The 14,321-nt window shown below is 72.9% G+C and carries 10 protein-coding genes; 7 read left to right on the plus strand and 3 right to left on the minus strand.

All coding sequences use genetic code 11. From position 1 onward, the window contains the following. Positions 1–13 precede the first annotated feature (13 nt). From JJJ15_RS06460 to mtnN, 7 genes are all read left to right on the plus strand, one after another. Complete coding sequence (locus tag JJJ15_RS06460) at positions 14–937, plus strand: siderophore-interacting protein (RefSeq protein ID WP_106109961.1); 924 nt, start codon at positions 14–16, stop codon at positions 935–937. A gap of 110 nt (positions 938–1,047) precedes the next feature. After that, entirely contained in the window at positions 1,048–1,542 is a 495-nt protein-coding gene (locus JJJ15_RS06465; RefSeq protein ID WP_246742199.1) for an S-ribosylhomocysteine lyase, read from the plus strand. A 291-nt stretch (positions 1,543–1,833) separates the two neighbouring features. Next, entirely contained in the window at positions 1,834–2,436 is a 603-nt protein-coding gene (locus JJJ15_RS06470) for a hypothetical protein (RefSeq protein ID WP_200511838.1), read from the plus strand. 14 nt (positions 2,437–2,450) lie between these two features. Further along, positions 2,451–3,185, plus strand: coding sequence for a response regulator transcription factor (locus tag JJJ15_RS06475; protein WP_200511839.1), 735 nt, complete (start codon positions 2,451–2,453; stop codon positions 3,183–3,185). Then, complete coding sequence (locus JJJ15_RS06480; RefSeq protein WP_246742200.1) at positions 3,182–4,144, plus strand: HAMP domain-containing sensor histidine kinase; 963 nt, start codon at positions 3,182–3,184, stop codon at positions 4,142–4,144. Before JJJ15_RS06475 ends, JJJ15_RS06480 begins: the two co-directional genes overlap by 4 nt. Positions 4,145–4,181: 37 nt before the next feature. Then, positions 4,182–5,390: an OmpA family protein gene (locus JJJ15_RS06485; protein WP_200511840.1), complete on the plus strand. Its 1,209-nt coding sequence runs from the start codon at positions 4,182–4,184 to the stop codon at positions 5,388–5,390. Positions 5,391–5,751: 361 nt separating this feature from the next. Then, positions 5,752–6,516, plus strand: coding sequence for a 5'-methylthioadenosine/S-adenosylhomocysteine nucleosidase (gene mtnN, locus JJJ15_RS06490; RefSeq protein ID WP_246742201.1), 765 nt, complete (start codon positions 5,752–5,754; stop codon positions 6,514–6,516). An 811-nt stretch (positions 6,517–7,327) separates the two neighbouring features. Here the strand turns inward: mtnN and JJJ15_RS06495 are convergent. The 3 genes from JJJ15_RS06495 to JJJ15_RS06505 all read right to left on the minus strand — a co-directional run bounded on the left by JJJ15_RS06495 (position 7,328) and on the right by JJJ15_RS06505 (position 14,224). Further along, positions 7,328–7,747, minus strand: a complete 420-nt coding sequence (locus tag JJJ15_RS06495) for a dihydroxyacetone kinase (RefSeq protein WP_106109966.1) — start codon at positions 7,745–7,747, stop codon at positions 7,328–7,330. Beyond that, positions 7,744–8,436 carry a dihydroxyacetone kinase subunit DhaL gene (dhaL, locus tag JJJ15_RS06500; protein ID WP_200511841.1) on the minus strand — a complete coding sequence of 231 codons (693 nt, stop codon included), beginning with the start codon at positions 8,434–8,436 and terminating at the stop codon, positions 7,744–7,746. The genes JJJ15_RS06495 and dhaL overlap by 4 nt, the downstream gene beginning before the upstream one ends. A gap of 76 nt (positions 8,437–8,512) precedes the next feature. Further along, positions 8,513–14,224, minus strand: coding sequence for an acyl-CoA dehydratase activase-related protein (locus JJJ15_RS06505; protein WP_246742202.1), 5,712 nt, complete (start codon positions 14,222–14,224; stop codon positions 8,513–8,515). Positions 14,225–14,321: the final 97 nt, after the last annotated feature.

Consider the following 14,321-nt stretch of genomic DNA (forward strand, 5'->3'; position numbering starts at 1 on the left):
GAAGGAAGACACCATGAACTCAGCCCCTGCGACGTCGTCCCCGTTCCGGTTCTTCCACGTGACGGTGGCATCGATCCGGGATATCACGCCGTCAATGCGGCGCTTCACCTTTACGGGCGGCGACCTGGACCGCTTCGGCGACCCGGGCTGGGACCAGCGCATTAAGCTGGTGCTGCCCGCGCCGTCGTCGGGCTACGAGCGCCTGCCCGTCGGGGAGGACTGGTACAGCCGGTGGCGCGGGCTGGGCGACGAGCACCGCCCGCCGATCCGCACCTACACCACGCGGGCGGTGCGCCGTGGGCGGGAGGGGACCGAGGTGGACGTGGACACGGTGGTCCACGAGCCCATCGGCCCGGCGTCGCGGTGGATCGCGGACGCCGTCGTGGGGACCGAGGCGGTCCTGCTGGGGCCGGACCGCGACTGGGCGGACGAGGCCGGGGGCGTGGACTTCGTGCCGCCGGCCGTCACCGGGTCCTACCTGCTGGGCGGGGACGAGACGGCCGCACCCGCGATCGCGCGGATCCTCCAGGACCTGCCCGCGGACGCCCGGGGCGTCGCCGTCGTCGAGATGCCGTGCAGCGCCGACGCCGCCTACCTGCCGGCCCACCCGGGCCTCGAGGTGCGGGTGACCGGCCGCGACGGGCGCGCGCACGGCCAGGCCCTGGTCGAGGGCGTGCGGGAGGCGGCGGCGCGGCTGTGCCCGGCGGGGGCGCCCCAGGAGGTCGAGGAGATCGACGTCGACCACGAGCTGCTGTGGGAGGTGCCGCGCACGGCCAGGGGCGGGGCGGCGCTCAGGCGCGCCACGCTGTACGCCTGGCTGGCCGGGGAGGCGGCCGCGGTGCGCGCCATGCGCCGCCACCTGGTGGGTGAGCGCGGCATCGACCGGCGCGCGGTGGCCTTCATGGGCTACTGGCGCCTGGGACGCGCCGAGTGCTGAGGGGCCCTGAAGGAGGGCCTGTGCTGCGGGAGCAGACCGTGCGGGGGTACGGGAGGGTGAGGGGCCGTGCAGGAGGGCCCGTGCCCCTGTCCTGACCCTAGGCTGAGGGCATGAGTGAGCAGAGCACGCCCCGGATGAACGTCGAGTCCTTCAACCTGGACCACACGCGGGTGGTGGCGCCCTTCGTGCGCGTGGCCGACCGCAAGACCCTGCCCGGCGGGGACACGCTCATCAAGTACGACGTGCGCTTCTGCCAGCCCAACCGCGAGCACCTGGAGATGAAGGCGGTGCACTCCATCGAGCACCTGACGGCCGAGCTCATGCGCAACCACACCGACCGCCTCATTGACTTCTCCCCCATGGGCTGCCAGACCGGCTTCTACGCCCTGACCCTGGGGGTGGAGCAGGAGGACTTCCTGAAGCTGCTGGAGGCCACCTTCCGTGACGTGCTGGAGGCGACCGAGGTCCCGGCGGCCAATGAGGTGCAGTGCGGCTGGGGCGCCAACCACTGCCTGCCCGCCGCCCAGGAGGCGGTGGGCGCGTTCCTGGCGGCCCGCAGCCAGTGGGAGCAGGTCATGCGCCAGGAGGCCGGGACCCGCCCCTGAGGACCCCCGGCGCCGGAGCCAGCTCGGCCCCTCAGCAGACCTGCGGCCCTCGGGGCCCCGGCGCCGAGCGGCAACGCCCCCTCCCCGGCGCCGAGCGGCAACGCCCCCTCCCCGGTGCCGAGCAGGCTGGACAGGACCGCTCCCGGCACCGAGCCAAGGCCGAGCCCGGCAAGGAGCCGGGTGCCGGACCGGGCCCAGGTCGCGAGACTGCGACAGGTGTGCCACCGTCCTGCCACACGTCCCCCGTTAGGCTGGTCCCATCACACGGAACGCAACTCATAGGAGATCCCCATGCGACCCGCCACCGCCCTGACCGTCTCGGCAGCCGCCCTGGCCCTGACCCTGAGCGGCTGCTCGATCAGCGTCGGCAGCTCCCCGGACCGCTCCTCGGCCTCCCCGGCGGTCCCGGCCCCCGCTCAGACGGCGCCCCAGGCCGCCACCTCCCAGGCCGCCCCCACCCCGGGCACCACCTCCCAGAGCCAGACGGCTCCCGCCCAGGGCGCCCCGGCCCCCGCCCAGGGCGGCGGGCAGGCGTCCCGGCAGCCCGACCCCGCCGAGGCCTCCGGCGTGACCAACCCCGACTGGCAGGCGATTATCTCAGGCGGCTCCCAGACCCGCCCGGACGCCAGCGGCAACCTGTCGGTTGACGACGCCGTGTCCACGGTCAACGTCACCGGCGACGTCAGGGCCCTCACCATCAGCGGCGCCATGTCCGACGTGGCGGCGCAGAAGGTCGAGAAGCTGGTGGTCACGGCCTCCACGGTCAACGTCTACGTCGAGAGCGTCAAGGAGGTCGAGATCCAGGGCGCCGACGTCAACGTCTACTGGGTCTCCGGCAACCCTACGGTCACCGGCGACGGCGCCAACCACAACGTCACCCAGATCACCAGGTAGGACCACCCCGGCCCATGCGAGCTGCACCCTCCCTGCCCTCCTCCAACCGCGCCACCGTCCTGCTCGTGGACGACGAGGCCCCCATCCGCCGCTCCCTGGGCCCCTACCTGGAGCGCAGCGGCTACCGGGTCCACCTGGCCTCCGACGGCGTCGAGGCCCTGGAGGTCCTGGGCAGGCACCGGATCGACATCGTCGTCACCGACGTCCTCATGCCCCGCCTGGACGGCCGGGAGCTGGTGCGCCGCGTGCGGTCCGGCGGCACCTGGACGCCCATTATCCTGCTGACCCAGGTGGACGCCCCCTACGAGCGGGTCTCCGCCCTGGACGACGGCGCGGACGACTACCTGTCCAAGCCCTTCGACCCCGCCGAGCTCGCCTCCCGGATCCGGGCGGTCCTGCGCCGCACCCAGGGCAGCACCCAGCCCCTGACGGCGGCCCCGCGCCTGGTGGCCGGCGACCTGGTCCTGGACCGGGCCGCCCGCCGGGTGGAGCACCGGGGGCGCGAGGTGGCCCTGACCCCCAAGGCCACCATGCTCCTGGAGTACCTCATGAGCCACCCCGGGGAGCTCTTCTCCCGCGAGTCGCTCCTGGCCTCCCTGTGGGGCATCGACTTCACCACCACCACCCGGGCTGTGGACCACCGGGTGCGTGAGATCCGCCAGGTCCTGGGGGAGGACGCCGCCAGGCCGCTCTACATCGAGACGGTCCCCTCCACGGGCTACCGCTTCCGTGCCGAGGTGCACGCGTGAGCCCCGGCCCCCGGGCCCCGCGTCCCTGGTGGCGCCGACCGCGCTGGTGGGACGCGGTCGGTGTCGTCGTGGTCCTGGCGGCCACCGCCCTGGCCTGGTCCCTGGCCCGCTCCACCACCGTCGCCCTAGTGACCACCGTGCCCGTGGTGGTGGGCGCCGGTGGCCTGGGCGTGCTGGGGGCGGCGGCCGGGTGGTCCCTGGTGCGGCGACGCCACCACCGCGCCCTGGACCGGGCCCGTCAGGAGGCCCAGGACCAGGCCCTGTGGCGCCACCAGCAGTTCCTGCGCCGACTGGACCACGAGCTCAAGAACCCCCTGACGGCGATCCGGGCGGCCGTGGCGGGTATGGAGCCCGCCACGGCGTCGGGCACGGAGCAGCGCTCCCGCCTGGACGTCATTGACGCCCAGGCCCGCCGCATGGGGCGCCTCCTGACGGACCTGCGCAAGCTCGCCCTCCTGGAGACCGCGCCCCTGAGCCTGGAGGAGGTCAATATCGCCGAGGCGGTCCGCGACGCCGTCGAGGCCGTCCTGGAGGAGGCCCCCGCGCGCCAGGGGGTGGCCCGGCTGCGGCTCGACCTGCCCCAGGTGCCCTGGCCGCTGCCGCCGGTGCGCGGCGACGGCGACCTGCTGTACTCGGCGGTCTACAACCTCGTCTCCAACGCCGCCAAGTACACCCCGTCCACCGGCAGCATCGAGGTGCGCGGCCGGGAGGAGGCCGGGGTGGTCACGGTGGAGGTCGCCGACACCGGCATCGGTATCCCCGACGCCGACCTTCCCGGCGTGTTCAACGAGCTGGCGCGCGCCTCCAACGCCCGTGGCCTGCCCGGCAGCGGCCTGGGCCTGGCCCTGGTGTCCACCATCGTGCGGCGGCACGAGGGCACCGTCCAGGTCACCTCCCGCGAGGGCGTGGGGACCCGGGCCTGGCTCTCGGTGCCTGTCGCAGGACCGCGACACGGCTGAGACGGCCCTGCGGCGGCGCCTGTGACACGGTATCCCCATGGCACGTAACCGCTACCTCCCCCGCCACCTGGTCACCGCCTGCGCGCTCATGACCACCCTGGCCGTCTCCGCCTGCGGCGGGGGCGACGCCGGGTCCGCCTCCACGCCGGCACCGGCCCCCGTCTCCTCCGCGGCCCCAGCACCGGCGGCATCCCAGGCCGCGGGCGGCGCCTCGGCGTCGGCGGGCGGCCCCTCGGCGACAGCCTCGACCAGCTCGGTGCCGACGGTCCCCGGGTACCAGCCCGGGGAGATCCCCCCGATCCCCCTGTTCACCGTCCCCGACCTCAGCCTGCTGACCGCCACCTCCGTCTTCACCCCCGACATGACCCGCTCCATCACCTCCGTGCCCGGCGTGACCGTCTCCCCAGCCCGCTGTGACGACGGGGGCACGCTCAACGGCGGCAACACTATTCTGTACGGGGACGGTTCAGGCACCCACAGCGATGGGAACAGCGTCGTCAATAACTACGGTGATGGCTCAGGCAGCTACAGTGACGACCGCGTCACCATCAATGTCTATGGTGACGGGTCCGGAAACTATATGGACGACCACCTGCTGGTCAATATCTACGATGACGGATCCGGCAGCTACACGAACTCCCTGACCAACGAGAACATTAACATCTACGCTGACGGGGCCGGAAACTACACCAGGGGCAATGTCACGGTCAACAACTACGGTGACGGGTCGGGGAACTACACGGACGGCAAGCTCACCATCAACAACTACGGTGACGGGACGGCGGACGTCAACGGCACCACCGTCAAGGCCGACCCGCTGCCCAAGGTCGGCACCCTGAGCCGGTTCCCCAGCCTGGAGACCCTCCCCTCCGCCACCTCCTGCGGCACGGTCATCACCCTGGAGGACAGCGTCCTGTTCGACTTCGGCTCCTCTGAGGTGCGGGCCGACGCCGCTGGCACCCTGAGGTCGCTGGCCACGGTCCTGACCAGCTCCGGGGCGCCCAGGCTCGTGGTCAACGGGCACACCGACTCCGTGTCCGACGACGCCTTCAACCAGACCCTGTCCGAGAAGCGCGCCCAGGCGGTGGTCCAGGCCCTGAGGGGCGACGGCGTCACCGCCTCCATGGAGGCCGTGGGCTACGGGGAGAGCCGGCCGGTGGCCCCCAACACCAACCCGGACGGGTCGGACAACCCCGCCGGGCGCCAGCTCAACCGCCGTGTGGAGATCTTTGTCCCCACCTTCTAGAGGCACCTCGCCGGGCCGGGGTGGCTGTACCGCCGACTAGGCAAGGACTTCGCCTCCAGGAGGCACCTCGCGGGCCGGGGTGGGCCGGGGTGGCCGTGCTGGCGGGCCGGGGTGGTGGGCTGGCGCGGCGCTGAGGGCCTGCCATCCACCGCCGGCGTGCCCCGGCGTGCTGGCGATCTTTGAAAGCCCTACGCCGCGAGTGCATGGCGGGCTGGTGGGCCGGGGTGGGCCGCGGTGGTGGACTGGGGTGGCTGGCAGGCCGGGGTGGGAGGGCGCGGCTGGTGGGCGCGGCGCGCCGTCGGGCACCAGGAGGGCTCCCCGGGACGGGCGGGCCCGCCCGCCGCCCGGCTAGGCTCAGGCCATGACGCCCTGGCCCGCCACCGTACCCACCCCCCGCCCCGTCGCCGCCGTGGTCCTAACCGCCATGGACGTGGAGGCCCAGCCCTTCCTGGACGCCCTGCCCCGCACCCGCGCCCCGCGCCCGGCCCCGGCCTCCGGCACGGCCGAGTCCTGGAGCCTGCGTCTTCCCGGGCCCTCCCGGCGCGAGCTGGTCCTGGTCCGCACCGGGATCGGGCTGGTCAACGCCGCCAGCGCCCTGGCCTCCGTCCTGGCCGAGGTCTGCCCCGACGTCGTCCTCTCCGCCGGCACCACCGGCGGGCTGGCCCGGGGCGTGGCCGTGGGGGACGTGGTGGCCTCCAGGACACTGGCCTACGCCGACGCCGACGCCACCGCGTTCGGCTACCTGCGCGGCCAGGTACCGGGCATGCCCGCGACCTACCAGGGGGACCCGGCCACACTCGCCCAGGTGGAGGCCGTGGCCGCCCGGACCCTGGCGGGCACGGGCGCGCGCCTGCACACCGGGCAGATGCTGGCGGGGAGCTCCTTCGTCACGGCCGACAACGTGGCGGGTGTCCGGGAGGCCTTCCCGGAGGCGGTGAGCACGGACATGGAGTCCACGGCCCTGGCCCAGGTGTGCGCCAGCCGCGGGCTGCCCTTCGTGTCCGTCCGGGGGGTGTCGGACCTGTGCGGGCCGCAGGCCGGGGAGGACTTCCACATTGGCGCCGACGTGGCCGCCGCCCGCAGCGCCGCCGTCGTCCTGGCGCTCCTGGACCAGGAAGGGATCTGACCCACCCCACCCCCCGCCTCTCCCCTCTCCCCTCTCCGTCTCTCCGCGAGAACGGTACTTATTGCTCGTGAGAACGGTACTTGTTCGTCGCGAGAACGGTACTTGTTCGTCGCGAGAACGGTACTTATTTGCTGCGGGGGGGGTGTGCTCGGGGTGTCTGCGGGTCTGGGTTGCTGGCGTGGTTGCCGGTGGAGTCTGGGTCGTCTGGCACCTGGGGCTGTCGGGGGCCTCTGGTCGTCTGCTGGCCTGGGTTCGTGTGCATGTCGTGATCTGAGACTCAGGTCGGTTGGCTCCCCCGGCTGCGCTGGGGCCCAGGTCGGGCTCGTCGACGGAAAGGGCTGAGTGGCCGGAGTTCCTGGCCGCGTCGGGAGCCAGGCCCCGACTCCCTGACCTGCGTGGACATTGAACGCACAAAAGTGCAGGTGGGATGGGCCCAGTCCTGGGTCCCAGACTGCTACAGAACCAGGCACCCGGCTCCACCAGGGCCATGTAAGCCTCCGGTCGCAGGGGCGGAGTGGCCTGATGCTGACTCAGCGCCGCACCACAAGGGCACAAGCCCCGGCCGCAGGGGCGGAGGCCCGCTCACGCATACCCCCACCCGGCCTGCCCGCACGCTCCCGCACCACACAGGCCAGAGACGGGCGCTCCGAGCACCTCTGCCGTTCTCACGACGAACAAGTACCGTTCTCACGGCAAACAAGTACCGTTCTCGCAACGAACAAGTACCGTTCTCGCGAGGAATAAGTACCGTTCTCGCGGAGAGGAGGAGAGGGGAGGGTGGATGAGGGGAGGGGGCGGACGCGGGGACGGCTCACGTAGCGTCGGCACGCAGGGTCTTGGCGGTCGCGGCCTGCTCGGCCTGGAGCGCCACGGCCTCCAGGTCGCCCCCGGTCCCGGCCACGGCGTAGGCGGCCACCAGCCCCTCGACCAGCGCGGCCGGCGACAACCGCACCCTCGCGGCCAGGCCGGGATCCAGCAGCTCCAGGGCCGTCTCGGCACTCATGACACCGCTGCCCAGGTCGGCCAGCACCAGGACCCCCTGGCCGTCGTCAGCCCGCTCAATCGCCCTGGTGATCTCAATGGCGTCAGTCCCCAGCCCCCACCCCCGCACCTCGGGGACCCCGGCGGCGACCTCCAGGGGCACGCTCAGACCCGGCACCAGGCCGACCACCAGGTCTACCGCCGCCCGGGCCAGGGGACGGGAGTGGGAGACGACGACAATACCGGTCACCTCACCGCCTGCCCCGGATCGCACCCGGGGTGCCCGTCGTGCACCGTCTGGGCCAGGGCCCTCAGGATGAGGGCGGTGGAGGCGGCGCCGGGATCCAGGTGCCCCACGGAGCGCTCACCCAGGTAGGAGGCACGGCCCTTGGTGGCCGTCATGCCCCTGGTGTCCTCCCGGCCCACGGCGGCGGCCTGCGCGGCGACGGCCGTGGCCTCCTCCAGGGAGCTGGGGTGCTCCCGCAGCGCGCTCAGCGCAGGGCACCAGGCGTCGAGCATGGTCTTCTCCCCGGTCTCCCCCCTGCCCCGGGCCTTGATCCCGTCGACGCCGGCCTCGACGGCGTCGGCCAGGGCGGCGGCGTCCAGCTCGGTGACGCCACCCACGGCGGTGGACATGCGTAGGAAGAAGGTGCCGTACAGCGGCCCGGAGGCCCCTCCGACCTGGGAGACCAACGTCATAGCGACCTTCTTCAGGACGGCGGCCGGGGTGTCCGGCTCGCCCTCGTCCAGGGCGGTGACGACGGCGGCCAGGCCTCGCCTCATATTGGTGCCGTGGTCGGCGTCGCCAATGGCGGCGTCGAGCTTGGTGAGCTCCTCGGTGTGGTCGGTGACGGCCTGGGCGGCTAAACGTATCCAGGAGCCTATGTCAGCGGCGGACAGGACGGTAAGCGGCGTGGTGGCCGAGAGCAAGTCGGTCATACCTCTTACATACCCCAGGTCGGCCCCGGCCGCTCACTGAGACGCCCGGGGCCGGGACCGCCCTCCGCGAACCGCGTCAGGGCCGTGCCAGGGTCCGGTCGGGCTCGACGGCGGCCACGTCCGGGGAGACCGGGGTGCCGTCGGGCGCCGGCCCCAGGCCGGCCACGAGCTCGCTCAGGCGCCGCCCGTCACCGTCCTGGGTCCGGCCAGCACCCCGACTGGCGGTCCTCGCGCCGCCACCCTGGCCGCTACTCCGGCCGCCACCCTGGCTGGTGCCACTCCGGCCAGCGGCTCTCGCACCAGCACCATGACTGGCGCCGCCCTGGTCGCTGCCACCCGGGCCAGCGGTCCTCGCGCCGCCACTCCGGCCGGTGCCACCCTGCCTGCCGACCCTGGCGTCCCGGACGGCCGCGCCCCTACCAGCCGCGCCGCCAGCACCCCCACTGACCGCGCCGCCAGAACCCCTGCCAGCACCCCCGTCAGCACCCTCACCAGCCCTGCCGGCGCCAGTCCCGCTGGCACCAGCCCCGTCGCCCTCAGCTCCCTGCATCATAAAGGCGGTGGAGATCATGAGCTTAATACGGTTGAGCTGGTTGACCTCGCTGGCGCCGGGGTCGTAGTCAATGGCCACAATATTGGCCTGCGGGAAGCGGCGGCGCACCTCCCGGAACATGCCCTTGCCGACCACGTGGTTGGGCAGGCAGGCAAAGGGCTGGCAGCACACGATATTAGGCACCCCGTGCTCAATGAGCTCGACCATCTCGGCGGTGAGCAGCCAGCCCTCACCGGCCTGGTTGCCCAGGGACAGGATCCGGGAGGCCTTGTCCGCCATGACCGCAATGGGGCTCTCGACGTCGAACTTCCCGCCGCAGGCGCGCAGGGCGGCGCGGGCGGGGGCCTGGACCTGCTCAATGAACCACACGGCGGCCTTCTGCCGGGTCACCGACTCCCGGCCGATGCCGTAGGTGTCCGCCTTCCACCCGGCGGTGACCAGCCCGTTGAGGAGGAACCCGAGCAGGCCCGGGACCACCGCCTCACAGCCCTCGGCCTCAATGACGTCCACGACGTGGTTATTGGCGTCGGGCTGGAACTTGACCAGGATCTCCCCGACCACGCCCACGCGGGGCCGGCGGGGCACGTCGGCCAGCGGCAGGGCGTCGAACTCCTTGACCATCTCCCGCAGGAGACGCCGGTAGCCCAGGCGCCCGCCCCAGGTGGGGCAGCATCCCCGGTGCTCGAAAAACTCCCCGACAATGGTGTTCCAGCGCTCCAGGAGCTCCTGGGCGGAGCCGGGGACCGCCTCGTAGGGGCGCACCCGCAGCAGGCAGGTGTTGAGGGTGTCGCCAATGACGACGCCGCGCAGCATGCTCATCCCCATGGTGGGGGTGAGCTCGAACCCGGGGTTGGACTCGATCCCCTGCAAGGAGACGGCCACTACCGGCACCTGCGGGTACCCGGCCTCGCGCAGGCCCTTGCGCAGCATGGCGGCGTAGTTGGTGGCCCGGCACATGCCGCCGGTCTGGGAGATGGCCACCACGCAGCGGTCGGGGTCGTGGGAGCCGTCGGTGAAGGCGCCAATGAGCTGGCCGATCACCATAATCGCCGGGAAGCAGGCGTCGTTGTTGACATAGCGCAGCCCCACCTCCAGGTCCGCCCTGGACGCGGACTCCAGGAGCTCGACCCGGTAGCCCAGGCGCCGCATGAGGGGTACCAGCGGCCGGAAGTGGACCGGGCTCATCTGCGGCATGAGGATGGTGTGGGTGGCACGCATCTCGCGCGTGAAGACGGGGGTGGTGGCCCCCGGCAGGCTGCGGGAGGCCCGTCCCCCGGCGGGCACGACGGCGGAGGTCAGTGCCTCGGGGGCACCGGCGCCGGTGGTGGGCGCCCCGGGGGTCGTGGTCGCCCCGGCGGCCCTGTCCCCGGCGGCAGCGACCTCAGCAGCAGCCCCGGCGTCGGCCCCGGGGACGGCCTCGGCCCCAACCCCGGGGGCGCGCGCGGCCCGACGCCCCCGGCGCGCCTCGGCGGCGGCCGCCAGGGAGCGCAGGCGGATGGTGGCAGCCCCCAGGTTGGAGACCTCGTCGATCTTCAGGGCGGTGTAGACGTCGCCAGCCGACTCCAGGATCTCCTGGACCTGGTCGGTGGTCACGGCGTCCACGCCGCAGCCGAAGGAGTTGAGCTGGACCAGCTCCAGGTCCTTAGAGCGGGTGACCAGCTCGGCGGCCCGGTAGAGGCGGGAGTGGTAGGCCCACTGGTCGCGCACCCGCAGGCGGGGGGCGACGTCGGCGGTCCTGACCGGGGTCAGCGGGCTGGGCAGGCCCTGGCTGGTGACGTCCGACCAGTCCGCGGGCGCCTGCGGGTCCTCACCCCGCCTGGTCAGGGGACCGACCAGGGCCCGGGCGCCGCGCCTGAGGTGCCCGACCGCGCGGGCCAGGGCGCCGGTGGCCACGGCCCTCTCGGCGCCGTCGTCCTGGCCCGCCTCGGGCTCGGGCAGGACGGAGTCCTCGGAGAGGACCACCATGCCCAGGGTGTTAATGACGTCGGGGACCCCGTGGTTGATCTCGGGGTCAACGTGGTAGGGGCGCCCGGCCAGGACGATGCCGGTGCGCCCGTGCTCGCGCATCCACGCCAGGGCCCGGCGCCCCTCGGCGCGCACGTCGGCCTTGAAGGCGGCGTCCTCGGCCAGGCCCGCGGCCACGGCCCGCCGGGCCTCGGGCAGGGTGACGTCCCAGTCGGCGAACACCTCCACGAGGCGCTCGGCGAGCTTGGCGGGGTCAGCCAGGTTGAGGAAGGGGGAGAGCAGGCGCACCCGCGGGGCGCCCTGCCCGTGGGCCTCCTCGCCCGGGCCGTCACCCGCGCCGGGCCCCGCGCCAGCGGAAGGGGCCCGGCCCGCCTCCCGTCCCGCCTCCCGTCCCGCGGCGCCGTCGGCCCCCTCGGGCGCCGTGCCCTGGAGGGCCTCCACATTGGTGCGGATGACCTCGGGGTAGGTGGCCACGATCGGGCAGTTGTAGTGGTTGTCCGCCCCCTCCACGAGGTCGCGCTCGTAGAAGACGCAGGGGAACCAGATGGTCTGCACCCCCTTGGAGATGAGCCACTCGACGTGCCCGTGGGCGAGCTTGGCGGGGTAGCAGACGTTCTCGCTGGGGATGGAGTCCATGCCCTTCTCGAACAGCTCGTGGTCCGAGCGCCCCGAGAGCAGGACGCGGAACCCCAGCGAGGTGAGCACCGTGAACCACAGGGGGTAGTTCTCGTACATGCCCAGCACCCGGGGCACGCCGATCTCCCCGCGCGTCTCCTGGCCCTTGCGCAGGCGCCGGTAGGCGAAGGTGCGCCTGAACTTGTAGTCGTAGAGGTTGGGCAGGTCGGACTTCTTGGCGCGGCGCTCCTGGGTGGCGCCCCGCTCGCAGCGGTTGCCCGAGACGTGGCGCGACCCGTCGGAGAAGGTGGTGATAGTGAGCTTGCAGTGGTTCTGGCACAGCCTGCAGGTGGCGGTCTCGGTGGTGAGGCTGAAACGGGAGAGCTCGGCCAGGGTCATGAGCCGCCCCGGGGTGCCGTCGTAGGTCTGGTGGGCGGTCAGGGCCGCACCGAGGGCGCCCATGAGACCGGCGACGTCGGGGCGCACCACCTCACGGCCGGTGAGGATCTCGAAGGCGCGCAGGACGGCGTCGTTGAGGAAGGTGCCGCCCTGGACGGAGACGCGCTCCCCCAGCTGGGAGGGGTCCTTGAGCTTAATGACCTTGTACAGGGCGTTGCGCACCACAGAGTAGGACAGCCCGGCGCTGATCTCCCCCACCGTGGCGGACTCCTTCTGGGCCTGCTTGACCGAGGAGTTCATGAACACGGTGCAGCGCGAGCCCAGGTCCACCGGGCGGGGGGCCGTCAGGGCGGTGTCGGCGAACTCCTGGACGCTCAGGCCCATGGACTGGGCGAAGGTCTGGAGGAAGGAGCCGCACCCGGCCGAGCAGGCCTCGTTGACGCTAATGGAGTCAATGGCCTCACCGCGGATACGCAGGTACTTCATGTCCTGCCCGCCAATGTCAATGACGCTGGTCACCCCGGGGTTGAGGTGGGCGGCGGCCCGGTAGTGGGCCATGGTCTCCACCACTCCCTCGTCCAGGTGGAGGGCGGCCTTGACCAGGGACTCGCCGTAGCCGGTGACGCAGGAGCGGGCAATGTGCACGCCCTCGGGCATCTCGACGTGAATGCGGCGCAGGATCTCGACGGCGGCGGTCACGGGGTCGCCCTCGTTACCGGCGTAGTGCTCCCAGACAATGCGGTCGGCCTCGTCCAGCACGACGGCCTTAATGGTGGTGGACCCGGCGTCAATACCCAGGAAGCAGTCGGCAGGGCGCGGGGCGTCCTGCGGCCCGCTACCGGCCTCGGCATCCCCAGCGGACCCGGTCTTCCCGCTACCGGTGAGCGGCTCCCCGGCGGGCCCGGCCTCCTCGGCGGACCCGATATCCGCCGCGCCAGGTGCGCTCCCAGTACCGGCGCCCCTAGTACCGGCGCCCGCGGTACCGCCGGGCGTGCCCCCGCCGTCCTCGACGGTCTCCGCCCTAGCGGCCGTGCCCTCAGCCTGGCTGCCAGCGGCACCGGCACCCGCGTCCTCGGCGGCCCGACCCGTCTCCGCCTCGCCCTCGGCGGAGGCAGCGGCGCTCGCGGCACCCTCAGCCTGGCTGCCAGCCTCGCCACCAGCGCCCCCGGCCCCCTCACCGCTACCGGGCCGCGGCCAGCTGGCGCGCTCCACGGTGGCCCGGGCGTGGCGACGCCGGAACACGGCCAGCTCCTCCTCGGAGGCGAACAGGGGCCGCATGCGGGAGGTGGCCAGGCTCAGGGCGCGCCGGGTGGCCAGGCGCGTGACGAGCTCCCCCAGGGTGGTGGGGACGCCGGTGGCGAGGTAGGCGGCGCCCAGGGCCACGTAGAGCTGGGCGTCGGGCGGGCAGCTGAAGGAGTCCACCTGCCCGGACAGGGTGCGCTCAAAGGCGGCGCGCAGCTGGGGCAGGAAGTGCAGGGGGCCGCCCAGGAACATGACCTCCCCCCGGATGGGGCGGCCGCAGGCCAGGCCGGCGATGGTCTGGGTGACCACGGCCGCCAGCACGGAGGCGGCCAGGTCCTCGCTGGCGGCCCCCTGGTTGATCAGGGGCTGGAGGTCGGACTTGGCGAACACCCCGCAGCGCGAGGCAATGGGGTACAGGGTGGTGTAGCGGCTGGCGAGCTCGTCCAGGCCGGGGGCGTCGGTGTGGAGCAGCTGGGCCATCTGGTCGATAAAGGCCCCGGTGCCTCCCGCGCAGGTACCGTTCATACGCTGCTCGGGGGTGGGGTGGAGGTAGGTGATCTTGGCGTCCTCGCCGCCGAGCTCGATAATGACGTCGGTCTGCGGGTCCCGACGGCGCACGGTCTCGGTCTCGGCAATGACCTCCTGGACGAAGGGCAGGCCCATGAGGGTGGCCAGGCTCAGCCCGGCGCTGCCGGTGACGGCGCCGCGCACCTGGGCGTCAGGGAACCGCTCGGCCGCCTCGCCCAGGAGGCGGGTGACCTCCCCGCGCACGTCGGCGTTGTGGCGGTGGTACTCGGCGAGGACGGGCTGGGCGGGGGCCTCGCCCTCACCGGTCCCGACGGCGCCCGGCAGCCCGAGACCACCTGGCAGCCCGGGGCCACCCGGCCCGACCGCCGTCTCCGGCAGGAGGACCAGCTTGACGGTGGTCGAGCCAATGTCAAGGCCCAGGCGCAGGGCGGGGCCGGGCGGGCGCGCGGGAGCGGGTACTGGTACTGGTGCCGGGACTGTGGTCATGTCGTCACCTCTTCAGGACGTGAGGCACCGTAACCAGGCCGCCGACCGTGATTCAACAGCGTTGAAATACTGTTCCCCTCCGCCCGGCCCCCGACGT

Origin of the sequence: Actinomyces sp. HMT897 (assembly GCF_016626125.1) — a bacterium.
Classification (GTDB): Bacteria; Actinomycetota; Actinomycetes; order Actinomycetales; family Actinomycetaceae; genus Actinomyces.